At 51.3% G+C, this 26,470-nt stretch carries 28 protein-coding genes; 24 read left to right on the top strand and 4 right to left on the bottom strand.

Annotated features, from left to right (window positions below):
- Positions 1-8: 8 nt before the first annotated feature.
- The 3 genes from QZQ46_RS02710 (at position 9) to QZQ46_RS02700 (ending at position 1,956) form a co-directional block, all read left to right on the top strand.
- On the top strand, positions 9-653 hold the full coding sequence (locus tag QZQ46_RS02710) for a DUF421 domain-containing protein (RefSeq protein ID WP_296826575.1): 645 nt from the start codon (positions 9-11) through the stop codon (positions 651-653).
- Positions 654-820: 167 nt separating this feature from the next.
- Positions 821-1,249, top strand: a complete 429-nt coding sequence (locus QZQ46_RS02705) for a MarR family winged helix-turn-helix transcriptional regulator (RefSeq protein WP_296826573.1) — start codon at positions 821-823, stop codon at positions 1,247-1,249.
- Positions 1,250-1,260: 11 nt separating this feature from the next.
- Positions 1,261-1,956, top strand: a complete 696-nt coding sequence (locus QZQ46_RS02700) for a YitT family protein (protein ID WP_296826690.1) — start codon at positions 1,261-1,263, stop codon at positions 1,954-1,956.
- A gap of 250 nt (positions 1,957-2,206) precedes the next feature.
- Here the strand turns inward: QZQ46_RS02700 and QZQ46_RS02695 are convergent, their stop codons facing one another.
- Positions 2,207-3,085 carry a LysR family transcriptional regulator gene (locus QZQ46_RS02695; RefSeq protein WP_296826572.1) on the bottom strand — a complete coding sequence of 293 codons (879 nt, stop codon included), beginning with the start codon at positions 3,083-3,085 and terminating at the stop codon, positions 2,207-2,209.
- A gap of 129 nt (positions 3,086-3,214) precedes the next feature.
- Between QZQ46_RS02695 and QZQ46_RS02690 the strand changes: the two genes are divergently transcribed.
- From QZQ46_RS02690 to QZQ46_RS02680, 3 genes are all read left to right on the top strand, one after another.
- Positions 3,215-4,627, top strand: coding sequence for an MATE family efflux transporter (locus tag QZQ46_RS02690; protein WP_296826570.1), 1,413 nt, complete (start codon positions 3,215-3,217; stop codon positions 4,625-4,627).
- Positions 4,628-4,761: 134 nt separating this feature from the next.
- The gene (locus QZQ46_RS02685) at positions 4,762-5,037 is read left to right on the top strand and encodes a hypothetical protein (RefSeq protein ID WP_296826568.1); all 276 of its coding nucleotides are present in this window, start codon (positions 4,762-4,764) and stop codon (positions 5,035-5,037) included.
- Between the two features lie 13 nt (positions 5,038-5,050).
- Positions 5,051-5,533: a hypothetical protein gene (locus QZQ46_RS02680; RefSeq protein ID WP_296826565.1), complete on the top strand. Its 483-nt coding sequence runs from the start codon at positions 5,051-5,053 to the stop codon at positions 5,531-5,533.
- Positions 5,534-5,616: 83 nt separating this feature from the next.
- Here QZQ46_RS02680 and QZQ46_RS02675 read toward each other — a convergent pair whose 3' ends face one another.
- A complete protein-coding gene (locus QZQ46_RS02675; protein WP_296826563.1) occupies positions 5,617-6,108 on the bottom strand; it encodes a hypothetical protein in 492 nt (163 codons plus the stop codon).
- Between the two features lie 184 nt (positions 6,109-6,292).
- Here QZQ46_RS02675 and QZQ46_RS02670 point away from each other — a divergent pair, with 184 nt between their 5' ends.
- From QZQ46_RS02670 to QZQ46_RS02660, 3 genes are all read left to right on the top strand, one after another.
- Positions 6,293-6,874 (top strand): helix-turn-helix domain-containing protein, encoded by a 582-nt coding sequence (locus tag QZQ46_RS02670; protein ID WP_296826561.1) that lies wholly within the window; start codon positions 6,293-6,295, stop codon positions 6,872-6,874.
- A gap of 171 nt (positions 6,875-7,045) precedes the next feature.
- Entirely contained in the window at positions 7,046-7,468 is a 423-nt protein-coding gene (locus QZQ46_RS02665) for a YbjN domain-containing protein (RefSeq protein WP_296826560.1), read from the top strand.
- A 354-nt stretch (positions 7,469-7,822) separates the two neighbouring features.
- Positions 7,823-8,167, top strand: a complete 345-nt coding sequence (locus QZQ46_RS02660) for a hypothetical protein (protein ID WP_296826558.1) — start codon at positions 7,823-7,825, stop codon at positions 8,165-8,167.
- Positions 8,168-8,403: 236 nt separating this feature from the next.
- On the opposite strand, the gene QZQ46_RS02655 is transcribed toward QZQ46_RS02660, so the two are convergent.
- The gene (locus QZQ46_RS02655; protein ID WP_296826556.1) at positions 8,404-10,335 is read right to left on the bottom strand and encodes an OPT family oligopeptide transporter; all 1,932 of its coding nucleotides are present in this window, start codon (positions 10,333-10,335) and stop codon (positions 8,404-8,406) included.
- A 251-nt stretch (positions 10,336-10,586) separates the two neighbouring features.
- Between QZQ46_RS02655 and QZQ46_RS02650 the strand changes: the two genes are divergently transcribed.
- The 7 genes from QZQ46_RS02650 to galU all read left to right on the top strand — a co-directional run bounded on the left by QZQ46_RS02650 (position 10,587) and on the right by galU (position 17,505).
- Positions 10,587-11,369 (top strand): electron transfer flavoprotein subunit beta/FixA family protein, encoded by a 783-nt coding sequence (locus QZQ46_RS02650; protein WP_296826554.1) that lies wholly within the window; start codon positions 10,587-10,589, stop codon positions 11,367-11,369.
- A gap of 15 nt (positions 11,370-11,384) precedes the next feature.
- Positions 11,385-12,386 carry an electron transfer flavoprotein subunit alpha/FixB family protein gene (locus QZQ46_RS02645; RefSeq protein WP_296826552.1) on the top strand — a complete coding sequence of 334 codons (1,002 nt, stop codon included), beginning with the start codon at positions 11,385-11,387 and terminating at the stop codon, positions 12,384-12,386.
- Positions 12,387-12,570: 184 nt separating this feature from the next.
- Positions 12,571-13,860, top strand: coding sequence for a tetratricopeptide repeat protein (locus tag QZQ46_RS02640; protein ID WP_296826550.1), 1,290 nt, complete (start codon positions 12,571-12,573; stop codon positions 13,858-13,860).
- Between the two features lie 27 nt (positions 13,861-13,887).
- Positions 13,888-14,418, top strand: a complete 531-nt coding sequence (gene dcd, locus QZQ46_RS02635) for a dCTP deaminase (RefSeq protein WP_296826548.1) — start codon at positions 13,888-13,890, stop codon at positions 14,416-14,418.
- 13 nt (positions 14,419-14,431) lie between these two features.
- On the top strand, positions 14,432-15,412 hold the full coding sequence (locus QZQ46_RS02630) for a P1 family peptidase (RefSeq protein WP_296826546.1): 981 nt from the start codon (positions 14,432-14,434) through the stop codon (positions 15,410-15,412).
- Between the two features lie 121 nt (positions 15,413-15,533).
- A complete protein-coding gene (gene glf, locus QZQ46_RS02625) occupies positions 15,534-16,628 on the top strand; it encodes a UDP-galactopyranose mutase (protein ID WP_296826544.1) in 1,095 nt (364 codons plus the stop codon).
- 1 nt (position 16,629) lies between these two features.
- On the top strand, positions 16,630-17,505 hold the full coding sequence (galU, locus tag QZQ46_RS02620; RefSeq protein WP_296826542.1) for a UTP--glucose-1-phosphate uridylyltransferase GalU: 876 nt from the start codon (positions 16,630-16,632) through the stop codon (positions 17,503-17,505).
- Here galU and tadA read toward each other — a convergent pair.
- Positions 17,471-17,965 carry a tRNA adenosine(34) deaminase TadA gene (gene tadA / locus QZQ46_RS02615; RefSeq protein WP_296826540.1) on the bottom strand — a complete coding sequence of 165 codons (495 nt, stop codon included), beginning with the start codon at positions 17,963-17,965 and terminating at the stop codon, positions 17,471-17,473. The genes galU and tadA overlap by 35 nt on opposite strands.
- Before the next feature lie 66 nt (positions 17,966-18,031).
- On the opposite strand from tadA, the gene QZQ46_RS02610 reads away from it, so the two are divergent.
- From QZQ46_RS02610 to glgD, 8 genes are all read left to right on the top strand, one after another.
- The gene (locus tag QZQ46_RS02610) at positions 18,032-18,697 is read left to right on the top strand and encodes a trimeric intracellular cation channel family protein (protein ID WP_296826538.1); all 666 of its coding nucleotides are present in this window, start codon (positions 18,032-18,034) and stop codon (positions 18,695-18,697) included.
- 56 nt (positions 18,698-18,753) lie between these two features.
- Complete coding sequence (locus QZQ46_RS02605) at positions 18,754-20,592, top strand: DUF4127 family protein (RefSeq protein WP_296826536.1); 1,839 nt, start codon at positions 18,754-18,756, stop codon at positions 20,590-20,592.
- A gap of 26 nt (positions 20,593-20,618) precedes the next feature.
- Positions 20,619-21,680: an endolytic transglycosylase MltG gene (gene mltG, locus QZQ46_RS02600; protein WP_296826534.1), complete on the top strand. Its 1,062-nt coding sequence runs from the start codon at positions 20,619-20,621 to the stop codon at positions 21,678-21,680.
- Positions 21,677-22,264 carry an O-methyltransferase gene (locus tag QZQ46_RS02595; protein WP_296826532.1) on the top strand — a complete coding sequence of 196 codons (588 nt, stop codon included), beginning with the start codon at positions 21,677-21,679 and terminating at the stop codon, positions 22,262-22,264. Before mltG ends, QZQ46_RS02595 begins: the two co-directional genes overlap by 4 nt.
- A gap of 4 nt (positions 22,265-22,268) precedes the next feature.
- The gene (locus tag QZQ46_RS02590; RefSeq protein ID WP_296826530.1) at positions 22,269-23,507 is read left to right on the top strand and encodes a U32 family peptidase; all 1,239 of its coding nucleotides are present in this window, start codon (positions 22,269-22,271) and stop codon (positions 23,505-23,507) included.
- A complete protein-coding gene (locus tag QZQ46_RS02585; RefSeq protein WP_296826528.1) occupies positions 23,500-23,757 on the top strand; it encodes a DUF4911 domain-containing protein in 258 nt (85 codons plus the stop codon). The genes QZQ46_RS02590 and QZQ46_RS02585 overlap by 8 nt, the downstream gene beginning before the upstream one ends.
- A 404-nt stretch (positions 23,758-24,161) precedes the next feature.
- Positions 24,162-25,337, top strand: a complete 1,176-nt coding sequence (locus QZQ46_RS02580; RefSeq protein WP_296826527.1) for a glucose-1-phosphate adenylyltransferase — start codon at positions 24,162-24,164, stop codon at positions 25,335-25,337.
- Complete coding sequence (glgD, locus tag QZQ46_RS02575; RefSeq protein ID WP_296826526.1) at positions 25,334-26,455, top strand: glucose-1-phosphate adenylyltransferase subunit GlgD; 1,122 nt, start codon at positions 25,334-25,336, stop codon at positions 26,453-26,455. The genes QZQ46_RS02580 and glgD overlap by 4 nt, the downstream gene beginning before the upstream one ends.
- The last annotated feature ends 15 nt before the right edge of the window (positions 26,456-26,470 follow it).

Here is a 26,470-nt window from a genome sequence, read left to right as displayed (position 1 = left end):
GAGGGGCCATGTTTCCGTATTCTATGATTTTTGCTAAACTAGGCTTGGGGCTGTTGGCCCTTATTTTACAGATTAATCTCTTGGGTAAGCGTAATCTGGCGCCGACGTCGGCTCTGGATCAGATACAAAACTACGTCCTTGGCGGTATTATCGGCGGTGTCATTTATAACGATACGATCAGTATCTTCCAGTTCCTCATGATCATGGTCGTTTGGACGATTTTGGTCATGACCTTGAAATACTTAAAATCCGTCAGCCGCATCATTCGCGTCCTCGTCGATGGGAGGCCGGTCATCCTCATCGAGCAGGGGGAACTGCAGACCGAAACCTGCCTGCGTTCGGGCATTCAGGCCTTTGAGCTGAAGATGAAGCTGCGAGCCATGGGCGTCCAGCGTATCCAAGACGTCAAGCGGGCTGTCCTCGAGCAAAACGGTCAGCTGACGGTCGTTCAAATGGGGGAAGACAACATCCGCTTTCCCATCATTGCCGACGGTCAGATCAATACTGACGTCTTGGTGCTGATCGACAAGGATTCGGAATGGCTTACGGAGGAATTGACCCGTCAGGGCTATGAACCGCGGGATATCTTTTTAGCCGAATACCTCGACGGAGAAGTCATCTTGTATCCCTATCCGCCTAATTCCCATGATTGATAAGATGCACGATGGCCTATGACAGCCGTCGTGCTTATTTTTTTTGCCCATTTCTGAGTATTGATGTCTTAAGTCTATTGACTTTTTGGATACTTGGACTATAATAAGAAAGTAGTTTGAATTACAACTATTTAGTTTGAATTAAAACTAATAAAGGAGACGACGACATGGACTTAGAAGCTTTGCATATTTTGTTATTAATCGGATTTAATCGCTCGACTCGGGAAATCGGCCGCTATACCAAGCAAGAAGGCCTCATGCCCGGTCAGCCTAAGATTTTAGAGTACCTGTGGTTCCATGACGGAGCCGGTCAGAAAGAAATCGGTCAGGAATGCATTATCGACAAGTCGACAGTGACGAGTCTTTTGAAACGAATGGAAAAACTGGAACTCATCCGCAAAGAAATCCGTCCCGATGATCAGCGCGGCGTGTCTATTTTTCTGACCGAAAAGGGGTGGGAAAAGGCCAAGGACATCCGCGAAATCATCTACGGTCTCGACGACTTTATGTGGCAGGGCATCGACCCTGCAGAACAGCAGCAGTTCATGGAAACCTTTCGTAAAATCATTGAAAATCAAAAAAAATGGGGTGATTAATTTTGCGTCGCATGCACTATAAAGGGATTCGGATTCCCGTATTTATCTTAAGCATTTTGATAAACGCCTTGGGCATCGACCTCATTATCGTTGCCGGATTAGGGTCATCGCCCATATCAAGCGTCCCTATCGTTATCAGCCTGTATTCGAATTGGACCTTTGGTCAGATTACTTTTTTTGCGAATATCGTGTTTATTGCTGCTCAAGTTGCTTTGCTGCGGCGGCAATTCCATCCTATAGAAGCACTTCAGTTAGGTATTAGTGTTATTTTCAGCGTTGCCCTCGATCTGTACATGCCTTTCTTATCGGGGCTGCAGGGACATTCCTGGCCTCTGGCAGGAGTAATCCTGCTCATCGGTTGTGCTGTCCTGGCCTTCGGCATCTGCCTGGAAGTGGCCTCGCAGGTCCTCATGGTCCCCGGTGACGGCATTGTAAAAGCCATTGCTCAAACTGCGAATATCCGCATGGGTACGGCCAAAGTGGCCTTCGATTCGACATTGGTCGCCATCGCCTTGGGACTATCCCTTTTCTATGGCGGTGCTCAGACCTTTGCTGCTATCGGAGTTGGGACTATCGTATCGGCCATGGCCGTCGGTCGACTCGTTAATTTCTTCAACCGCCGCCTGTTCTTTATCGAACGGTTGGCACTGCTGTCCTTGGCGGATCACGACGGGGATTCCGTAGTTTTGGCTAAAGAAGCTTCATAGGATGGCTATCGGTTAAAGGAAAAACTGAGCAGCTCTTTTCTCTTTAGAGTCGGCGAATTTTTCGACTATCGAGGGCACCTCACAAGCAGACATCTATTAAAAACATAATAGTGATGTATATAAAAAGAAGTTATCTCAATGTATACCGTGACTTAGGGATAACTTCTTTTTTGTCTCATATCTTTATGGAACCAATCCTTTTAGGAAGAAATTACTTTAAACAGAGAAATTCATAAACTAGGGAGATGTATTATTTTTGAGGATAGAGGCGGTGTATCGTTTCTAAGAATTTCTGGCTGGCGGCTGAAAAGGCGGCGTAGCGTTTCCAAACCAGGTAATGTTGTGTTTTTATGGGCGGATCGAGGGGGCGGAAGGCGACGGCCGGATCGATGGTAGGCGACAGGAGATCGCGGATAATCAGAACCAGGCCCGGTGTGTATAGGGCGAAAGGGACAGGGGTGCCATTCATGACGTTGTAGGTAGCAATGATGTCCAGTTGGTCTGAAACTGGTTTTGCCCAAGCAAAGAGCATCTGGCGAATTCCTTCTCGTTGGGCGATGACCAAGGGGCGATGGCAGAGGTCTTCTGGGATGACCGCCGTTTTTTGGGTTAACGGGTCATCTCTTTTCATCAGCAGGCCCCAAACGGAAGCATCGGGCAGGGGATGGGAACCATAGACAGCCTTGTCCGGACGGTCGAGGAGGACGATAAAGTCCAGGCTGCCGTGATCCAGCCGTTCCGTAATATCCGGGGCATCGCCGACGTGAAAGCTGAATCGGATGTGGGGGTACTGCTGATGAAGGGCTGATGCCGCTTCAAGCACTCCCTGGCGCGGTGTACCGCCGATGGCGATAGTACCGGTAATATCTTGGTCCGTTGAGGCGATTTCCTGCTCTGTCTTTTCAAGGAGGGCGACGATTTCTTCCGCCCGTTTTCGCAGCAGTACTCCATCGGGTGTAAGGGTGATGCGCCGCTTGCCCCGTATCAATAGCTGTTTTCCCAGTTCAGATTCAAGTTCCATCAATTGTTTTGAAAGGGAGGGTTGGGCAATGTGCAGGGTTTCAGCGGCGCGGGTAATGTTTTGTTCTCTGGCCGTGGCCAGAAAATAACGTAAGACGCGAATATCCATGAGAGTCTCCTTTCAGGTTCATTGTAGCATGACGTACCATTGCTGTAAACTATGATAATGATAGTTTATAGGTCTTTGCTATGAAATGATGATAGCACTATAATGAGTGTCGTTAGGAGGAGACTTACTATGGAAGAAACAAATACAATTCATCACGTAAATCAAAAAATGTTTAAGATTGACATGCTGCACGGCTCGCTCTGGGATAAAATTCCTCTCTTTGCCTTGCCGGTAGCAGCGACGGTCATTTTGGAACAACTGTTTCTGGCTTCTGACTTGGCCGTGGTCGGTCATTTCAGTGGGGCCGCCAATACGATTGCCGTCGCCGGCATCGGGGCTAATATCCCCATCATCGGCTTAATTCTAAACCTTTTTATCGGACTGGCATTGGGTGTCAACGTCGTCATCGCCAATGCCATCGGCCGTAAGGACCGACTGACTGTAACCCATACGGTACATACAGCCGTCATCATGGCTTTGGTCATCGGCGTCGCCGTAGCCCTCGCAGGGGAAGGCGTGGCGGCACCGCTTCTCGGATCTCTGAATGTACCTGCTGATGTATTGCCGTCGGCAGTACTCTTTTTACGGATTTATCTTTTGGGGCTGCCGGTTATCCTGTTGTACAACTTTGAATCGGCTGTCTTTCGAAGTGTCGGCGATACGCGCATGCCTTTAAAGGTACTCATCGTGTCGGGACTGGTAAATGTAATCCTAAGCCTGTTTTTCGTCGCCGTCCTCGACCTTCATGTCGCCGGTGCCGCCTTGGCTACCGTGATTGCCAACGCCGTTAGTGCCGGCGTCTTGTTCCGCCTGTTGATGCGGCCCCACCGCTATATTCAGCTGCAGGTCAAAGATATCGGCATTCACTGGGACTGCGTCCGTTCGGTTATCGCCATCGGCCTTCCGGCAGGCGTTCAAAGCGGCGTCTTTACCTTTGCTAATATCGTTATTCAAGCGGCTATCAATAGCTTGGGGACGAATGCGATTGCTGCTTCGGCGGCTTCTTTTAACCTTGAAATGATCACCTATGACCTGCTCAATTCCTTTAGCCAGGCCTGCACGACCTTTGTCGGTCAAAATTATGGTGCCGGCTACCTTGACCGCTGCCGCCGCATTTTCAAGATTGCTCTCTTCGAAGACATCATTGCCTCTGTAGCCGCTGTTTTCCTGATTTTCTCGTTCGGGCCCTTTCTTTTATCCCTTTTCTCTCCGGATCCGGCCGTCATTGAACTCGGTATGCTTCGTCTGAAAATCATCTTTGTTGCCTACATATTCACTGTTTTATATGAAAACATGTCCGGCTATATGCGCGGCTTCGGCATTTCCTTGCTGCCGGCTGCCGTTACGACCATCACCATCTGCGGTAGTCGCCTCTTTTGGATTTTTGCCGTCTTTCCGCAGCATCGTGAATTCTACTGGATCATGATGGCCTACCCGGTCAGCCTGGCCGTGACTGCCGTCTGCATCTTTGCCCTGCTCTTATGGTATCGTCCGGCACACCGATTTGGAGTCGGGCAGGAAAGACTGGCCTATCAAAATTAATATCACGTCAAGGCGGGGAATCACAACGAAAACCTCCGTATAGGATTGACATGGAAATTTCCAGAAGGAATATATAATTTTATGTCGAAACTGTAATATATAACCATTGTTGTGTTTTTTTAGGAGGTATCGTTGTGAATCTTTTGAAGAAAGCTTTAGTCATTGGGGGATTAGGCATCAGTCTCGCCTTCGGCCTGGGAGGCATTATGCCGACGACCGTCGTTTTTGCCATTGATGCCGATGAAGCGCAGGATATCGTATCAGAAATGTATCCCGGCGTAATGATTTATGGTCTTGAAGTGGTCGATGAGGGGTATCAGGTATTGTTCCACTCCCAGCGGATTGGCCCGAGCAGTGTCATCATCAATGAATATGGCGAAGTCGTCGAGGAAGATGTACATTACCGCTAAGGAGGGGATTTAGGTGAAAAAGAAGATAGTCGTTTTGTTGGGCCTGATTTTTTGCTTGACCATGGTCTTTTCGTCCTTTGCTCATGCACGGGTCTCGTATATCGGGAATAGCCACATTGCCATTGGCGGTGTCAGTTTAACTTCGACAGAAGCCTACGTCCAGTCTGTTTACGGTGCGCCGGATAATATTTCTTATAGTCAAGATCCGGTTACGTTTGAGACTGTTCATACAGCACGCTATGGGAATAGTTTTTTTATTACGTATAATGATAGAGGCGGTGTTCATCGAGTTTGGACGACGGCGAATAACGGCTTAAAGACGCCAGCCGGCTTTTCCGTTGGTCAGGATATCTCCGTGGTTACCGATTACTTTAGTCCGTCTGAGTTGTATAAAGGAAATCATTTCTACCGCTGCAATGGCAGTTGGGAACAAAATATGATGATCAAATATAATAAAAAGAAGATATCTGAAATTTCTATTTATTGGACGCCTTGAGATAATTACAAAAAACTTGCACAAGACCTTTGTGCAAGTTTTTTTGTTGTCATTACGTTAAATTACGATTCTCGGTAAGGGCTTTAAAAATCAGTTCCCAGGTAAATCTCTGTAATGATACCCTTTTTATTTACGGTAAAAGATATTTCGTGTTGATTTGGCAAACTATAAATATATTTTACGCGTCCTTTTTCGACATATCGTTGACCAGGCCCATACATTTTCGCAACGGTACTATAAGGAACGCCAACGGTAATGCCCGACGGGGTAGTGAGATTATTTGCTTTTACCGTATATCCGACGACCGGAAACTCGTCTTCCGGTATGGCATGATTGGCCCAGGTTCTGCCCGTGACTTGATATAAGGGGCTGTAATAATATGTGACGCTGCGGATGCCGTCTGTAGCTGTCCATTTTTTTGATTTTGGCTCTCCATAAATACTTTGGACATATTTCATGGTGCAGTTAGGGCCGACTCCACCGATATACGCTTCGGACAGGGGATAGGAGTGGGCCAAGCAAGGTAAGGCAAAACATAAAGACAGGATGAGCGTCAGTAGTAACTTTCGGGGCATATGGAACATCTCCTTAATGTTAATAAAAAACAATGAAAATGTGATATTTTCTTTATTGTAGCATAAATGATGAAGGTTTGTGTCTGCTTTTTGTAAGACAATCCGGTACTCTACGCTCCGTAGGTAGTATTATTGCCCCTTTTATTTTAAGATAGTCATAGCAACAGAAAGAGGTGCAATTACTATGAACTATATATCAGGAACGATGTTAAAAGAACTGCGTGAAAAAAAGAAGCTCACGCAAAAGGATTTAGCTGAGAAACTGCGTATCAGCGACAAGACGATTTCGAAATGGGAGACCGGCAAGGGCCTTCCCGATATTACCTTGATCACGCCCTTAGCCGAGGCCCTTGGGATTTCTGTGGCAGAACTCTTTGCCGGTGAATATGCCGTCAACGATAACCGATCGGCCAATGTCAAAAAACTTAAGTTTTACGTCTGTCCCATTTGCGGCAATATCATCACCAGCTTTGGCGAAGGGGCGTATCATTGCTGCGGTGTCAAATTACCGGTCCTTACGGTGGAAGAGGCGTCGTCAGATCATCAGATTGACTATGACATGATAGAAAACGAGTTCTTCGTCCATATCGACCATCCCATGACCAAGGAGCACTATATTTCCTTTATGGCCTATGTGACGGCCGACCGCTATACCTTGGTGAAGCTGTACCCCGAACAGGATGCGCAGTGCCGGTTCATGAGCCGGGGCCATGGCTTTATCTATGCCTACTGCAATCGTGACGGCCTGTTCAAGATTCATGTCTAGTGAAATCGATTTTGCTGTCCTTGATCTCCTGAGGTTTAGAATTAAAAAGCTGACTTTGGGAGGTCGTTTTTTAGGGAAAATTGTACGTATATTTACGACTCTGTGTTATTTGTGTTATGATAAAAGCAATGAAAGTTATGATACGTATTTGTTTTTATCATGGAGGTAACAATGAGCAAACTGGATTTATTTAGAGATCATCTGAATGAAAGAGAATATCGCTATCGCGAGCTCACTGATGATGAGGGCGTGACGCGGGCTTTTATTGCGCAGCACGAGATTAAAAACAATCAGATACTTACGGTGGTTTATGAATTTTCCGAGGAAGAGACCTTTGTAGACCTTGGCATTTTTGATATTGCCAAGATAGAAGATCCTTCAAAGAAAGAAGCCGTATTGGGATTGATCAATGAACTTAATCAGGGGTATCGATTTGGCAAGTTTTTCGTCAGTGATGAAGGCGATGTCGTCATGCGATGGTCTCTGTTTATAAAGGATCACTTTGATCCCGCCGTGCTTCTGGATATGGCTTTTATGCTCGTAGGTACTATAGAAGAAGAGTATCCTAAATTTATGAAAATTCAATGGACATAAAGATAACGTGCCCTTCTGAATAGGGGGGCAGGTTTGACTATTGTTCTACTGCAACAGATGACGTCCGGTCATTGTCCCGTGAAATTGGTTTTATCATTCTTGCCCGTCTCCTGAGCGGAACGGAGGAACGGTATGCCCAGGCCAAAGAGGCCCTGCAGTATATCTTTGATCATATTTGTAAGTAAATATGGGATTTATCATACTGGTTGACTGACAAAAAGAGCACGGCGGAGCTTTTGACTCAGGTCGTGCCTTCTTTGTCATATAAAGTATATATATGATATAATAAAATAAACCCAAAATATATACAAAAGATGGCCGACGTGAGTCTTGTCGGTTGGAGGGAGCAAGGATATGAAGAAGAAATGCAGTTGTTGTGGGAAGAAAAAGAAGGTTGTCCGTTTTGACGGGAACGTATGGTGCAAGTCCTGCGTTTGGCACGAACTGAAAGAACGCAGTGCTGCGGAAGTGAAAGCAGACGCCGTCGAAGAATTGAAAGAGCCCGACACCATGGAAAACAGGACTGCCGCCGAGGAACTGCAGGACATGAAGGAAGCTGTAAAGAGTCTGGCTACCAAGCAGAATCTGATTAAAGCGGGCACTTGTGCCGTCGGTGTCTTTGTCGTCGGCATGATTGCCGTCCATTTTGGCGCTGACCAGATGGTTTATCGTTGGCTGAATCCTTGGGCTCCGTTTTAAAGAGAAAGCCGATCATCGTGAGATGGTCGGCGTTTTTATACGCTATAAGAAGAGATGGTGAGAGCCTTTTCTTAGAAAATAAAAAAAGTCCCACCCGCAGTGCGTTTCCGCCTTATGCGTGGTGGGCTCTATCAACTATAGGATATCAAATGTTAGCGAAATAGAAAAGGACTTCCTTAGTCAGCTTGTCAGGTCTGGTCGAGGAAGTCCTTTCCTATTTTAAGTTAAGGCTATGCTTATTCCTTGATGCGGCAGGCGACGCAGTAGATGACGGCACAGAGGGCCAGGTAGGCGATGATGCCGAGATAGGTTGCGCCCGGCGTCGTGACCCAATCTTTGAGGAACCAGTCGATACCGCCGATGTGGAGGACGGCGCTGATGAGGCTGCCGATGGCACCGCCGGCAACGAAGCCCGAGGCGATGGTGCTGCCTTCACTGAGGCGAAGCTCGTTGAGGGCTTCGTCTTTGCTGCTGTGCGAGACGAAGTACGAGACTAAGCCGCCGATGAGGACCGGCGTGTTGATTTCCATAGGAAGGTACGCGCCGAGGGCAAACGCCAAAGGCGGAACTTTCATCATCCACAGGATAAAGGCGAAGAAGGCACCGGCCATGTAGAGCGGCCAGGGAGCGGCACCGCCGTCCATCATCGGTTTGACGATGGCTGCCATGGCGTTAGCCTGGGGAGCTGCCAAAGCGCCGGGGCCGGTGTAGCCGTAAGCGTGGTTCAAGAGGAAGATGACGCCGACGGAAACGAAGCTGGTTACGATGATAGATACGATCTGCCACTGCTGCATCTTCTTCGGCGTAGCACCCGTGAGGTAGGCAACTTTCAATTCCGACATGAAGTTGCCGGCAACGGCTAAGGTGGCGCAGAGGAAGGCCGCCATGATCAGGATGGCGATGATGCCGGAGCTGCCGCTCATGCCGGCGTTGCCCATGAGGACGGCCGATACGATGATCATGAAGATGGTCATGCCCGAGACCGGTTCATTCCCTGTAAAGGCGATGGAACTGATGCCGACGACGGACAGCATGAAGGAGAAGATAATGATGATGGCACCGGCCAAGAGGGTCTGGGTAATGCTCTGGGAGCAGGTGACATGGAAGAAGAGGATGAATAAGGCGTCCATGGCCAGGGTCCCGGTGACGATCTGGCTCATGGGCATATCCTGCTGGGTACGGAGGAGATCCGTTGCCGAAGGACCGTTCGACGAGAACATGTCTGTAGCGGCTCTTTTCATGACTCGGCCGACGACGCCCGACATGGATACCAGGCCGATGATGCCGGCCATGGCCAGCATGCCGATGCCGATATGACGGACGTACTGGGAGAAGACGTCGTCGATGGAGGCATTGGCCAAGAGGACCGACTGGCCGCCGATGGTCATGACGTGATCACCGCCGAGGTAATAGACGACGGGGATGCAGACGAACCACGAGAAGAAGGAACCGGCTGCGATGATAGCCGCATAGCGAAGGCCCGTGAAGTAGCCGATACCGAGAAGGGCTGCATCGTTGTCGAGGCTGAAAGCTAGTTTGTATTTATCGGCAATGGTCTGGCCCCAGGAAAAGGTCATGGTCGACAGGACTTCCTGCCACCAGCCGAGGGTGTTGAGGACGAAGTCGTAGGCCATGGCCAGGAGACCGCTGAAGACCATGACTTTGGCTTTAGATCCTTCGTTGCAGCTCAGGACTTCTGCAGCAGCCCGGCCCGACGGGAAGGGGTAGGCCGCATCCATTTCTTCGCAGAAGTAGCGGCGGAAGGTCGAGGCCAAGAGGACGCCGAGGACGCCGCCGAGGATGATGGGGATGACCATTTCGGCAAAAGACAGTTGGCTGTCGAGCTGCAGGATGAAGAGGGCCGGCAGGATGAACATGACGCCGCCGATGATATTGGTGCCGGCGCTGGCGATGGCCTGGATGTGGACCGTTTCCGGGAAGGCGTTTTTCCGTTTGAAGAGGACGGCCATGCCCATGGCTAGGACCGATACCGGCGCAAAGGCGTCGACGGTCTGGCCGATTTTTAGACACAGGTAGCCGACGGCTAAGGCGAATAAGGCTGCAAAGAACAGGCCCCAGCCGACGACGTAGGCGTTGATTTCAACATAGCTTTTGTCCGGTGCCATAGGCGGGGCATAGCGCGGTTGTTCGGAGTTTGGTTCTGACATAATAAAAACCTCCTAAAAGTATAAAGTTTCATTGGAAAATCAAACGATTAACCCATTGTAGACTCTTTAATTTTAGAAGAACAGTGCCTGTCTGTCAACGATGGCTTTACGAGATTTTTACTGTAAAAATTATATAATTAAAAACAATTCTTAATTGATAAATTTTTAATTATAGAGTATAATAGTGGACATAAGAGAGTCGCAATATGCGAATGCACTATTCTTACAGTCCTTATAAAGGAGGTTCTTCTATGAATATTGTAGTTTTAGTAAAGCAAGTTCCGGCAGTTTCCGAAATCGAAATTGCACAAGATAATAACCTGGTCCGTGTCGGCGCTCCGTCGATGCTTAACCCTGTTGACAAACATGCCATTGAAGCGGCTGTCGCTGTCAAAGACGCAGTGGGCGGCACGATTACCCTTATCACCATGGGCACGGCTCAAGCCGCGGAAGTCATGCGTGACGGCATCGCAGTCGGTGCTGATAGAGGCGTTCTCGTATCCGATGAACGCATGGCAGGGTCCGATACGTTGGCAACGGGCCTGATTTTGTCGAAGGCTATTGAAAAAATCGGCGACGTCGACTTGGTATTTACGGGCAAGCGCTCAACCGATGGTGATACGGGTCAGATTCCTCCGGCTGTTGCTCAGTATTTGAATATCGCTCTCGTTTCCTATGCTGATTCGGTCAGTGTCGAAGGCACGACGATTACGGCAACTCGTGCTAACCACGGCGGTGTGGAAACGGTTCAGGCTCAGGTCCCGGCCGTCGTTTCGGTTACGGACAAGAGCAATACGCCGCGTTCCCCGAAAATTCGCGGTAAAATGGCTGCCAAAAAGGCTGTCTTCGACGTATGGCGTATCGAAGATTTGGGCCTCGATGCAGCAAGTGTTGGCAAGTCCGGTTCGGCTACGAAAGTTACGGAAATGTTCGCACCGGAACCGAACCCCGTCGGTATCATGATCGAAGGTGCTACACCGGCGGACCTTGCGGCTAATCTCGTTAAAGATCTGACTGCCAAGAACTTACTGTAAGGAGGGCTCTGAACTATGGAATTGAAAAATAACATCAGCGTATATATTGAAATTGCCGGCAGTGCCTTGAGCTCGCTGAGCATTGAATTATTGGGCAAGGCTCGTCAGTTGGCCGACAAGAAGGGTGAACAGGTCGTCGCTTATGTCGTTGGAGCCGATACGAGCAAAGCGGCTGACGAAGCGATTTCCTACGGTGCAGACGCTGTCGTCGCCGTAGAAGATCCGATTCTTGAAAAGTATGACTCGGTATTGTATACGAAAGCCATTGCGGCTTTGGTCGGAAAATACGCACCGAGTGTCATCCTCATCGGCGGTTCTCCGGACGGCCGTGACCTCGGCGGCCGCCTGTCGGCTGAATTGAAAGTCGGCCTCGTTGCCGATTGCATCGACGTTCTCCACGAAGGCGATGACGATACGCTTACTTGGATTCGTCCGGCCTTCACGGGCAAACTCTTGGTCAAGATCCAGACGACGACCCGCCCGCAGCTCGGTACGGTCAGCGACAAGATTTTCCACGGTGTACCGGCTGATTCTTCCCGCACGGGTGAAGTCATCAAAGAAAAGGTCGATTTCAGCGGCGATGCTCCGACGGTCAAAGTAACGAGCTTTGAAGCTGTCGAAAACGCAGCCGAAAGCCTTTCCATTGAATCGGCTGAAATCGTCGTCGGCGCCGGCCGCGGCGTTCAGAACGAAGAAGGCATGAAAGCCGTTCAGGAATTTGCTCAGCGCATCGGTGCAGCCTTCGGCGTTTCCAAGCCTCTCGTCGATAACGAATGGGCACCCCATGACTTACAGATTGGGATTACGGGCAAGAAAATTGCACCGAAGATCTACATCGCCATGGGTATTTCCGGTGCCATCCAGCATAAATTGGGTATTCAGGATGCTGAATTGATCATTGCTGTCAATAAAGATCCCGATGCTCCGATTTTCGAATTTGCTCACTACGGCATCGTTGGCGATCTCTTTGAAGTTATGCCGGAATTGGAAAAACAAATCGCCAAAATTAAAGGATAAAACCCTTGCTATGAGCCTTGCGTTCAGGTCATAGGAGGTTGTAAAAGAGCTTTTCCATGATGTCTTATCGTGGAAAAGCTCTTTTTTCTTCTTGAGATGTTTCTCATAATTCCTAAAAGAGAAGAAACATATGTTATAATAGGCACAATGAACGCTTTGTGATAAACGGGTAGGAGGTTTTTCTATGGATTCTTTTGCAGCCCGCGAGGCTTGTCAGGAAGGTCGATACAACGACGTCCTGGCTATGTACGACAAGGCAGCGCCTGACGGTTCCTGGACGAACTGGGATTATTACTACTATGCTTATGCCCTGCGCAAGGTTAAAAACTATGCCAAGGGGAGGGAAATTGCCCGGGCCGGCATCATTGCCTTTCCGGATTTTACCAATCTTCACGGCATCTACTGCTGGTGCCTTTACTACTTATATATTCAAAAATTTGACGAACGACTCCATACCTTCGAAGATTTTCGCCGGGCTGTCGACGCCATTTTAAAGTACAGCCAGCAAGGACCGTATACGCCGTACGTCCTGGCTGTATGGCGGATGGTCGACGTCTTAAAGACCAAGCCGCCTTCCGTGGCAAATATGACCGGCGATTATTTGCGCCGCCTCGATCCGGACCTCTTGTCCGATGAGGAAAAAAAGGTCAATCTTCGCGGCAGGGATCAAGTCATCGCCTCTGACCGGGAACGCTGGTATGCGCTGATGAGCCGCGTCTTGGTCAAGGAAGAAAAGTACGATGAATGCATTACCCTCTGCCGGCAGGCACTGGGTATCTTTCCCGAACTTCACCACGACAATGACATTTGGTTTTCTTACCGCATCGGTCTTTGTCAGCTTCGTCAAGGGCAGATTGAGGACGCACGGCAGCGCTTTGAGGAGTTGTTGAAATACAAGCAGCACTGGATCGTTTACCGCGGCCTCTTCTTTGCGGCTCAGGCAAAGGGAGACAGCACGGCTATGCGGCGCTGTGGGGCGGCGGCCATGGCAGCGACGGGCGAGCTTCGGGCTAAGGTCAATTTTATGACTCAATTTGCATCGGCTTTGGAAAACATGGGAAGTTATGCGAAAGAGGCGTATTATCATTACCTTTTGGCAAAACTCATCCGGACTGAGCAAAATTGGAAGATTCCGCCTCAACTCATCGAGAAAGTCGACAGCTATGATTTTCCGCCTCTTGGCCGAAAGGAGCTGCTCCAAGAGCTGCAGCCTTTTTGGATGGCTGAAAAACATGCCGGTGAAGAACGGCATACGGGAACGATCGATAAAATCCTTCCCGGCGGGAAAGCCGGCTTCATTCGGGAATACGGCGGCAGTCAGTACTATTTCCGTACGGCATCGCTGTACCGCGTCCGAGCGGAAGAAGGGGAGAAGGTTACTTTTTATGTTGAAGACGCTTTCGATATAAATAAGAAGAAACCGGCTCGCCGCGCCGTGGACATCGAGCCTGTTTTGCTATATCATAAGAAATGAAATTACCAGAGAAAGCGAGTGGCCCTTATGATTTTATCAGGCAAGGAAATTGTCAAACATTTAGGTAAAGAAATTATTATTGAACCCTTTCATCCGGAACGGGTCAATCCCAATAGTTATAATTTATCCCTTCACAACGAATTGATGGTATATGACCATGCCGAACTGGACATGGCAAAGCCCAATCCGGCGTCGACCATCGAGATCCCCGAGTCGGGCTATGTCCTCCAGCCAAATACACTCTATTTGGGGCGAACCAATGAATACACCCGGACCGACGGCTACATCCCTATGCTGGAAGGCCGGTCGTCTGTCGGGCGCCTGGGCGTCTTCATCCACGTTACAGCCGGGTTTGGCGACGTCGGCTTTGCCGGTTACTGGACGCTGGAAATCTTTTGCGTCCAGCCGATCCGTATTTATCCCAATGTCGAAATCTGCCAGATTTACTACCATGATATCGACGGTGAATACGACCGGTATACGCACGGAAAGTATCAGAACAATACGGGCATCCAGCCGAGCATGCTTTGGAAAGATTTTGAAAAGCTGAAGAAATAGGAGTGGTATGACCATGAGAGAAATCGATATTCAGGAATTGTTGTCGAAAGAAACGTTCCGCCTGGGAAGTGCCGAAGACCGAAAGGGCGGCACCGGTTGTACGGTCCTTGTCTTCCCTGAAAGCGCACCTTGTGCTGTCGACGTCCGCGGCGGCGGGCCGGCCAGTCGGGAGTCGGAGCTGTTAAATCCCATGGCGGCAGCATCGGGCATCCATGCCATCCTCCTCAGCGGCGGCAGTGCCTTTGGCCTCAATGCAGCGACGGGGGTCATGACCTATCTGGAAGAACAGGGCATCGGCTTTGAAACGCGGATTGCCAAAGTTCCCTTAGTCGTCGCCTCGTGTATCTTTGATCTCGGCTGCGGCGACGATGTCCGCCCCGATGCGGCCATGGGCTATGCGGCCTGTGATGCGGCTTTCAAGGGAGACTTCCGCGAGGGTTGCTATGGTGCCGGGACGGGAGCCACGGTCGGTAAGCTCTGCGGCCCCGATTATATGATGAAATCCGGCGTCGGTGCCTATGCCGTGGCCGTCGGCGACCTCAAGGTCTGCGCCATCGTCGTCGTCAATGCCGTCGGCGACGTCCTCGGTGAATCGGGAGACATCCTCTCGGGGATGAGAAGCCGCGACGGAAAAGGATTTGCCGATACGAGGCGGGTCATGCTGGAAGAAGCAGGCCGGACGCCGACGCTCTTTTCCCAGCGGGCTGTTGGGACGACGACCAATACGACCATCGGGGCTATCGTGACCAACGGCCGCTTTGACAAAGCCCAGCTGAAAAAAATAGCCGCCCTTGGCAGCAACGGCATGGTTCGCACCATTCGCCCAGTCAATACGACGGCTGACGGAGACTCTCTTTATGCAGCCAGTATCGGTACGGTTTCGGCTGAAATCAGCCTGACCGGGACCCTTGCGGCCTACGCCGTCGAACAGGCCGTCCGCCGCGCCGTTTTAAAGGCAGAACCGATGTACGGCATTCCGTCCGTTTTGCCTTAACAGTCTGCTTTTGGCAGGCCCTGTAGGCAGTGGGGACGTTACGAATTTTTGTTGAGTTACCTTTTTATCATAAAGGCAGTGCAGGAAGGCTGTAAAACTTTCTATCAGGTGGTGTTTTGCAATGTATGATTATGTCATCGTCGGCAGCGGCCTCTTTGGCGTCGTCTTTGCCCATGAGATGAAAAAAGCCGGGCGCAAGTGCCTGGTCCTTGAACGGCGGCAGCACGTCGGCGGCAACGTCTACTGCGAAGAAAAAGAGGGCATCCGCATCCATCGCTACGGAGCCCATATCTTTCACACGTCCAATAAAAAAGTCTGGAACTACGTTAATCAGTTCGCAGAGTTTAATCATTACGTCAATTCGCCGGTTGCTAATTTTAAGGGCGAGCTCTATAACCTGCCTTTTAATATGAATACCTTTGCTAAGATGTGGGGCGTCATCACGCCGGAAGAGGCGGCGGCTAAGATTGAAGAACAACGTCAAAGCGCGCATATTACGGAGCCCAAGAATTTAGAGGAACAGGCTATTTCCCTCATCGGCACCGATATCTATACGAAACTCATCAAGGGCTATACGGAAAAGCAGTGGGGACGGAGCTGTACGGACCTTCCGGCCTTCATCATTAAACGGCTGCCTGTCCGCTATACCTTTGACAACAATTACTTTGACGACAGCTATCAGGGCATTCCCAGCGGCGGATACAACGGCCTCATCGACGCCCTCTTAGACGGAATCGAAGTGCGGACCGGCATCGATTACAATAAGGAGCGGTCGTCCTATCTCGATATTTCCCGCAAGGTCGTCTATACCGGTCCTATCGATGAATATTTCGGCTACCGCTTAGGCGCTTTAGAATACCGGGGCCTGCGCTTTGAAACGGAACGCCTTGAGAAGGCTAATTATCAGGGCGTGGCCGTCATGAATTATACCGATCGGGAAACGCCTTATACGCGGGTCATCGAGCACAAGCACTTTGAATTCGGAACCCAGCCGGTGACCTATATCACCCGGGAATATCCGTCGGAATGGCACCGCGGGGAAGAGGCTTACTATCCGGTCAACGATGAACGGAATCAGGCCCTGTACAAGCAATACGTCGTTTTGGCCGGCCATGAAAAGAACGTCATCTTCGGCGGCCGGTTGGCAGAATATAAATACTACGATATGGACGACGTCATCGCCCGTGCCCTGACTGTCGCCGAAAAGGAGATTTAATATGCAGAAAAAAGTTCGCAAAGCCGTCATTCCGGCGGCCGGTTACGGTACACGGTTCTTGCCGGTGACCAAGGCTATTCCGAAGGAAATGATTCCTATCGTCGATAAACCGGTCATCCAGTATATCGTCGAAGAAGCGATGCAGAGCGGCATCGAAGAAATTTTGATCATCACCGGCCATGGAAAACGGGCCATCGAAGATCACTTCGATACCAATATCGACCTCGAACTCCAACTGCGCCAGCAGGGGAAGACGAGGCTCCTGCGTATGGTGCAGGATATTTCCGGCATCAACGTCCACTATATCCGGCAAAAGCATATGCGCGGTCTTGGCGACGCCATCCGCTGTGCCGAGTCTTTCATCGATAATGAACCCTTTGCAGTCCTTCTCGGTGACGACATCGTCTACGAACCGGAACGGCCGGCACTGCGTCAGATGATCGAGGCCTTCAGCAAAGTCGGCTCGACTCTCCTGGGCTGCCAGGAAGTGCCTCTCGACCAGGTATCGCGCTACGGTATCGTCCACGGTCAGCCTACCGATGACGAACGCATCGTAAGGCTCATCGACATGATTGAAAAACCGCCTGTCGACGAAGCGCCGAGCCGTTTGGCCGCCTTGGGCCGCTATATCCTGACGCCGGACATCTTTGAAATCCTGCGCCGCGTCCAGCCCGGGAAGAACGGAGAAATCCAGCTTACCGATGCCCTGCGCCTCATGGCTGACCGCGAAGGGGTTTATGCCTATACCTTTACGGGGACCAGCTATGACGCCGGCAATAAACTGGGCTTTTTAAAGGCGACTGTCGAATATGCCCTGCGCCGCGACGATGTGAGCCATGATTTTAAGGCCTATCTGAATGATCTGCTGAAGGGGTAACAGGGCCTTTCTTTCGCCGCTCTTTGAAGAAGCTCTTCATGAGGGCGGCACATTCTTCGGCACGGACGCCGGCTGTGACGGCGGCGGCGTGATTCAGGCTTTCGCTGTCAATGAGGCGGAAGAGAGAGCGGGCGGCACCGGCCTTAGGGTCGTCGCAGCCGTAGACGACGCGGTCCAGGCGGCTGTTTACGATGGCGCCGGCACACATCGGGCACGGCTCGACCGTGACGTATAGCGTACAGCCTGTCAAGCGCCAGCGATTGAGTGCACGGCAGGCTTTTTCAATGGCAAGTAATTCGGCGTGAGCCGTAGCACAGGGAAGGGATTCCCGCAGGTTATAGGCTCGGGCAACGACCTTTTTCTGATAGACGATGACGGCGCCGATGGGAATTTCTCCGACGGCATAGGCAGTCTTCGCTTCGGCAAGGGCTTTGCCCATATAAAATTCATCTTTAGTCATGACAATCTCCTTACGAAATAAATTGTTTATTTATCATATCACGAAAGAGAGGGAAGGGGAAATCCTATGGATGCGATTTGGTGGCATATTTTTGACTTATTGGGGACGACAGCTTTTGCTGTATCCGGCGTCTTTGCAGCCCTTTCCCGGCGAATGGATCTGTTCGGCATCTTCGTCCTCAGCGCGGCGACGGCCGTCGGCGGCGGCATCATCCGTGATATCCTCATCGGCAATATTCTGCCGGCAGCCTTTAAAAACAGCATCTACCTGTGGATTATCTTAGGCTCTATCGTCGTCGTCACCTTGACCGTCCGTTACTTCAACATCCGCATGTGGCGCCGTTTCATGACCCATTTGTCGGCCATTTATCTCTTATGCGACGCCATTGGCCTCGGTTCCTTTACCGTAACCGGGACGCTTCTCGGCTGTTACTATTATCCCGACTACTGGATTTTGGACATCACCCTCGGCGTCCTCACGGCCGTCGGCGGCGGCGTCATCCGCGATGTCCTGGCCGGACGGATTCCGGTAGTCCTTCGGACGGAGGTCTATGCGACGGCGTCGCTCTTGGGCAGCATTCTTTTATACGGAGCTGTCATTCCCTTTGAAGTTCCCTTTGAAGTCGGGGCCATCGTCAGCTTTTCCGTCACCGTCGCCATTCGCTTGGTGGCAATCCGCTTCCATCTCAATGTGCCTCGCATTCGCCGCAAGAAGCAGGGTGCTTCTTTTTAAGGGGCAGATGTGCTATAATAAAAAATACTTGTTTTTTCTTACGATAGGAGGATAATGTGAATCTGTTACAGAAGGCAGTCAGCATGGCCGTCGTATCCCTATTTCTGTGTGCTTCACCGTCGGCACTGGCTAAGACGATTTTATACGTACCTCAGGATGACCGGCCTGTGGATTACGAATATACGGTCAGTACGGCAGAATCGGCAGGGTACACGGTTCTGACGCCGCCGGCACAGTATCTGTCGGGCATGAATTTCCACGGCTCGCCGGATCGGCTCATGTCTTGGGTCGAAAACAATGCCAATAAAGCCGATGCCATGGTTTTGTCCATCGACTCTTTGGTCTACGGCGGTCTCGTCGACTCTCGGAAACATAACCTTCCCATGTCGACCTTGCTTACGCGTCTCGAAAGAGTAGAAGCCCTTCACAAGTCGAACACCAAGGTACCCTTATATGTGTTCAGCACTGTCATGCGCAGCCCCTGGGCCGGCGGCAAGGGCGTCGAACCGGACTACTACTTGACCATGGGGTCCGACATCTATCAATTGGCGTCCCTTCAGGCAAAGATGGATGAAGAAGGCCTCAGCCCGCAGGAACGGAACGATTGGTTTGCCATCATGCGCCGTATCCCCATGGAATATCTCCAGGATTGGTACAACCGGCGCCGCAAGAATATGAGTATCAACTACCGGCTCATTGATGATGCGCGAAAAGGCGTCTTTACCTATTACAGCTTAGGCCACGATGACAACTCGGTCAGCACCCAGTCGTCCTTGGAATCGAAGTACCTGGAAATGGCCGGTGCCGGCATTCCCAAGAAGACCTTCGGCTCCTTCCCCGGTGCCGACCAATTGGGCCTGCTCCTCATCACGCGGGCCAGCAATGACTTCAATAATTACTATCCCAAGGTATCGGTCATCTACCCCTTAGGCGGGGGAGAAAAGACGGTGCCCCGCTATGATGGACAGGCTATTGGCAAGACCATTGCCGCTCATGTCGAAGCCATTGGCGGCACCATCGTCGACAATGAACGGCCGGACCTCTTATTGGCCGTCAATACGCCGCTGACGACGACGACGACAGAATCGGCCAACTTTGAAAACTTCCCGATCATGCTTCAGTCGACGAAAGATTTCCTCAATCAGATCGAAAAGGCCGTAAACCTCAATATTCCGGTCAGCATCGTCGACATGGCCTTTTCCAACGGGTCGGACAACACCTTAGTCTACGGCCTCTATCAGGATAAGATGATGTACCGACTGGCTGCCTACAACGGCTGGAACACGGCCAGCAACTCTGTCGGCTACGGCCTGTCTCAGGGCGTCCTTTCGAAATACATGACCCCTGAGGCTCACCGCGACATGCTGACCACGCAGTATCTCGACAACTGGGCTTATCAGGCCAACGTCCGCGACTACGTATCCCGCATGGACCAGAAACTCGAAGCCCATGCCATTACGCCGACCTACGCTTCACGCAATCAGGAACTGCAGAGCCTAGCTAAAGAACAGCTCCAGCGCTATGCCTCGACCTATCTCGGTGTCGATCCGCGGACCATTGACGTCACCTTGCCGTGGCAGCGCCTGTTTGAAGTCTACGTCGACGTCAAAAAGACGCCGTCTGTACCCCTTGAAGCGGATGTGCGCGGCAATATCAACAACCAACGGCTCCAGGTCCTGGCCGGTAATGTCGCCGCAGCCCAGACCCAGCTCAATGCGGCCCAGACCGTCGATGAAGACGGTACGGTGATCCCGCCGGATCCCGAAGTGCAGGCTCAGCTCCAAGCTGCCAAAGACGCAGCCCAGGCTCAGTACGACAAGGAACAACAGGCCCAGGCCGTAAACCGCAGTGAAGAAAAGGCCCAGCAGAGCCGTACCTGGACTGCCGGCCGATAACACGATAAGGATTGATAAAGGAGAATATGGAAACAAACGATATGATTCCGAAAGAAAACAAACAGAAAGCTCCGGAACCGTCGCCGAAACAGAATCGGCAGAAGCTTAAGAAATTCGTTGCCGGATGCCTCATCGCCGCGGCCGCCGTCCTGCTCTATGGTTTTTTTGGCCCGAACTTCCTCTTGCCCTATACCAGCGGCTATCTCCATGTTCGCAGTGACATGACGGCAGCCGACGTCGGCGATGCCTTGACAGACAAGGGCTACATTGCAAGCCCGCTGTGGTTCCGCGCTGCAGCTATGGTGACCGGCCAGGCCGAATCGATCCATGCCGGGGAATACACCTTTAACTCGCGGATGAGCGTCTTTACGATTTTACAGAAATTGGCCAGCGGCAAGTCGGAAGCCGACCGACTCGTCGTGCCTGAAGGCTTCACGGTGTGGAAGATTGCCAAAGCCGTCGCCGCTAACGGCCGTATCAGCGAAGAAGACTTCTTAAAGGCTGCTGCCTCTGACGCTCAGCTTTTGCCTTATATGAAGGGCAACCGACAAGTGACCTTTGCCACAGAAGGGTTCTTGTTCCCCGATACGTATTTCATTCCTTATGATGCGACAGCCGACGACGTCGTGGCCATGATGCTGAAGAACTTCGACAAGCATTTGACGCCGGCTATGAAAGACCGCATTGCCAAGAAGAATATGTCTATCTACCAGTTCGTCACCTTGGCATCGCTCATCGAAAAGGAAGCTAAATTCGAACCGGACCGGCCTCTCATCGCCTCGGTTTTTGAAAATCGCCTGCGCATCCACATGAAGCTCCAGTCTGATGCCAGCATTGCCTACGCCATGGGCAACCATAAATTAGAATACAGCATCAGCGAGACTCAGTACGATTCGCCGTACAATACCTACGTTTACGAAGGCCTGCCGCCGGGACCCATCGGCAATCCGGGCCTTCCCAGTATGGAAGCCATCTTAGATGCGCCGACGACGAATTATCTATACTTCGTCGCCGATAAGGACGGCCACAACCACTTTGCCGCTACCTACGACGAACACATGAAAAACGTGCAGGAGTATATGCCATGAGCCTCCTCGATGAGATGAAGGCTTATGCCGAAAGAGAAGGGCTTCCTATCCTTAGGGACAGTGAAGTCCCTCTTTTTGAAAACATCATAGCCAACCGGCGGCCGGTGAAGGTCCTTGAAATCGGGACCTGCATCGGCTATTCTGCCCTTCGCATGGCACCCTTACTCGGTGACGGCGGTACGATTACGACGGTTGAATTCGATGAGACGCGCTGGAAAATAGCCCGGGACTTCATTCGCCGTTCCCCTTACGGAGCGGTCATTACGGCCCTTTGCGGTGATGGGACGGAACTTGCTGAAACCCTCGCCGGGCCGTGGGATCTCGTCTTTCTCGACGGGCCCAAGGGGCAGTACGTCCGCCAGCTCCGTCATCTCATGCCGAAATTGCTGCCAGGAGCCCTCATCATGGCGGATAACATCGGCTATCATGAGATGTTTTATATTGAAGGGGCCTTGCCTCACAAGCACCGCACGGCCATAAGCCGTCTGCGGGAATTTATGGCCCTCGTCGAAGACCGAACGCATTTTGAGACGGTATTTTTTGAGAATGGAGACGGTATGACCGTTTCACGATGGAAAGGATAAGATAATGGGAAAAATGGAATTGCTGGCTCCGGCCGGCAGTATGGATAAATTAAAAATGGCCTTTTTGTACGGTGCCGATGCCGTCTACTTAGGCGGGAAATCCTTCGGCCTTAGGGCTTTCAGCGACAACTTTTCAAATGAAGAACTGAAAGAAGCCGTCGACTACGCGCATGCTATCGGCAAGCGGATCCATGTCACGGTCAATATCTTTCCCCACAATGAAGACCTGGAAGGCCTTCCGGAATACCTGGTCTATCTTCGCGATATCGGCGTCGATGCCATCCTCATTGCTGACCCGGGCATCTTTTCGTTAGCTCGTCAGCTCGTGCCCGACCTTCCGGTTCACATTTCGACCCAGGGCAATACGACCAACTGGGCGTCGGCGAAATTCTGGGCCGACAATGGGGCCGCTCGCATCGTCATGGCCCGCGAAGTCAGCCTGGCCGATGTCAAGACTATCCACGAAAAGGTGCCGGCTGTCGAACTCGAAGGCTTCGTCCACGGCGCCATGTGCATTTCCTACTCCGGCCGCTGCCTGCTGAGCAACTACTTTACCCAGGGCGACCGCGATTCCAATCGCGGCGAGTGCGTCCAGTGCTGCCGCTTTAAGTACAACGTCGTCGAAGAAAAACGGCCGGGCCAGTATTTCCCTGTCGTCGAAGATGAACGGGGGACTTACATTTTCAACTCGAAAGACCTGTGCATGCTGCCCTACCTGCCGGACCTCTATGACGCCGGCTTGTCGAGCCTCAAAATCGAAGGCCGCATGAAGAGCGTCCATTACGCAGCCACCGTGACCAAGGTCTACCGCGAAGCCATCGACGCCTATGAAGCCGATCCGGAACACTTCACGGTCCGTCCGGAATGGATCGAGGAATTGGAAAAGATTTCTCACCGGCCCTATACCCGGGGCTTCTCCGTATCGCGGCCGACGGAAGCCGACCAAGTCTACAGCGAGTCGAGCAATACCCAGACTCACGACTTCATCGGCCTCGTCCGTTCCTATGATGCCGAAAAGGGCATCGCCTGGATTGAACAGCGGAACCACTTCAAGGTCGGCCAGACCGTCGAATTTCTGCAGCCTAAGGGTCATTTGGTCAAATGCACCATCGCCTCCATTATCGATGAAGACGGGGCAGCCCTCGACGCGGCCCGCCATCCTCGTCAGCTCGTGGGCCTGGCTGTGCCGGAACCCCTTGAAGAATATGCCATGATGCGGCGGAAGGTAGAAGACCATGCTTGATGCCGATTGGGTCTACTTTCGCGTGGCGCCAAAGGACATGACCTTTGTCAACCGCATCATCGAAGGCTGCGAGTACCTCGGCGTCGTCACCGCTCTCGACGGAAAAAAAGGTATCGGCTTCGTACGCACGACGGCCGATACGGCAGGGGAGACGCGTGACGTCTTACGGGCCCTTCCCATTTCCGTCGAGCTCCTGACTTTTGACGAGGCGCTGGAAAGAGCAAATCAGGTTAATGAAAAAATACGATAAATGGACTGTATTTTTTTAGTAAAATTTATAGTTATACGTTTATCCGATTAGAGACAATCTTTTACAAGGTTGTCTCTTTTTTTGTATCTTTTGGCTTGCGGGACGAAAACGTTCCGAAATCAGTGCTTTTTTTTCCGACTTTAGTGCTTAACAGTGCCTAATTGTAGTCAAGTTTTTATAAAAAATAAAAAAAATTGACATTTGTCAGCCTCTTTTTAATCGTTATCTCTTTAAATTTCTAACAGATTTGGTGTATAATTAGTACTATAATCATAAAATGAATGGCAGTATGTATTATGGTATGTAATGTGTACTGTTCGATGCAGGTCCGTCAGCTATTTTTCGGCATAGGGCATTCATTTTTTACCGGCCGCCGGACCGAAGTCGCGTTAGGAGGCGCTTTTATGAAAAAATCTAATTGCCTGGCTATGATCCTGGCTGGTGGAAAGGGGAGCCGTCTTGGCGTCCTGACTAAAGACCAAGCCAAGCCGGGCCTCTTGTTCGGGGGAAAATACCGCATCATCGACTTCCCTCTGAGCAACTGCCGTAATTCCGGCATCGATACGGTCGGTATCCTGACCCAATATCAGCCTCTCGAATTGAACTGGTACATCGGAAACGGCAGTTCGTGGAACCTCGACTCCAACCGAGGCGGCACCTATGTTCTGCCGCCCTATCAGAGCGACGGCGGTTCCAACTGGTATCGCGGCACGGCCGATGCCATCTATCAGAATCTGAATTTCGTCGATATGGTCGGTGACGACTACGTCCTCATCTTGTCCGGCGACCATATCTATTCCATGGATTACGACAAGATGCTCAATTTCCATAAGAAGCACAAGGCTCAAGTCACGATCGGTACCATCCGCGTGCCCTGGGACGAAGCCAGCCGCTTCGGCATCATGGTTGCCGACGAAAACATGCGCATCAATAAGTTCCAAGAAAAACCGGCCAAACCCGAAAGCAATTTGGCTTCCATGGGCATTTACATCTTTGACCGGACGGTCCTCGAAGATTATCTCCGGGCCGATGCCAAGGATGAAAAGTCGGAGCACGACTTTGGGAAAAATGTCATTCCCACCATGCTGGCCGACAAGGTTCCGCTCTACGCCTATCCCTTTGAAGGCTACTGGAAGGATGTCGGCACCATCGACAGCCTCTGGCAGGCCAACATGGACCTCTTGGCCGATGAACCGCCCATCAATCTTCGCGACAGCAACTGGCGCATCTATTCGGGCAACCAGAGTTTTCCGCCGCATCTCATCGGCCCTAAAGGGTCGGCTAAGAGTTCACTCATCGCCGAAGGCTCTGAAATCCTCGGCAATGTCAGCAACTCCGTCATTTTCTACGGCGTCACCATCAAGGAGGGAGCCAAAGTCACCAATTCGGTCATCATGCCGGGCTCGGTCATTGAGGAAAACGCCGTCATCGACAAGGCCATCTTAGGGGAACGATGCCACATCTATCCCGGCGCCGTCCTGCATAATAAAGATGGATCGGTTGCCGTCCTCGGCCGCAAGGCCCAGCTTAAAGACGGCGAACCGGAAGAAGTTACCGTGAAAGGGGAAGACTCGCTATGAACAGTAATATGATCGGTCTCATCAACATGCGTGAAGACCGCCCGTTAAAGGAAATCAACGACACGCGTCCCTTGGCGACCCTTCCCATCGGCGGCAAGTACCGCCTCATCGACTTTACCCTTTCGAACATGGTCAATGCCGGCATCGAAAATGTCGGCCTCATGCTATCGAGCCAGTCGCGGTCGGTCTTGGACCATATCCGCTCCGGGAAGGAATGGGGACTGGCCCATAAGGGGGACGGGCTGTTTTATCTGCCGGAAGAACGGGCCGATATCGAAAATCCCGTCGAAGGGGACATTGCCGCCTATTATAAGAACCTGATCTTTATCCGGAGGGCCAATAAGCGCTACGCCCTGCTGTCGGGCTGCGATATGGTGCAGAATATCGACTACGATGAAGTCCTGCACTTCCATCGCCGCCACAATGCCGACGTAACCCTCATTTATCAGAAGCAGCAGTATGATTTTAACCGCGAAGGCTATGTCCTCACCGTCGATATGGACAACACCAATCGGGTTCGGGCCATCGACGCCAAGATGGAAGTCAAAGCCGGGGACAACCTTTATCAGCGGGGCATCATCATCGACTGCGACGTTCTCCAGGACTGCATCCGCCGGGCTTACTCCAAAGGGTATACCCATCTTATTACCGATGTATTCCAGCGCAATGTCGACCGCCTGCGTATCTTCGGGTACAATTATCAGGGCTACGCCAAACGAATCGATTCACTCCAATCGTATTTTGAAGTCAACATGGATCTGCGTGACAGCCGCATTTGGCACGAACTGCTTCTCAAAGATTTGGACCACCGTATTTATACGAAAATCAAAGACGAAGCGCCGGCCAAGTATATGGAAGAATCCCACGTTTCCAACTCCCTCGTAGCCAATGGCTGCATCATCGAAGGGCGCGTTGAAAACTCGATCCTCTTCCGCCGCGTCCGGGTCGGAAAGAATGCGGTCGTCCGCAACAGCATCATCATGCAGCACTCGATTATCGGCGACGACGCGCAGCTTGATTACGTCGTCTGCGACAAGAACTCGGTCATCCAGCCGGAAGCCGACTTACAGCGAACCGCCGACGATCTGTTGTGCATTGGCAAATGTTCCGTACGTTAGTGTTTTGACAAAGGG

The organism is uncultured Megasphaera sp. (genome assembly GCF_900539295.1).
In the GTDB taxonomy this organism is placed as follows: Bacteria; Bacillota; Negativicutes; order Veillonellales; family Megasphaeraceae; genus Megasphaera.
This window is presented reverse-complemented; position numbering and strand designations above follow the sequence as displayed.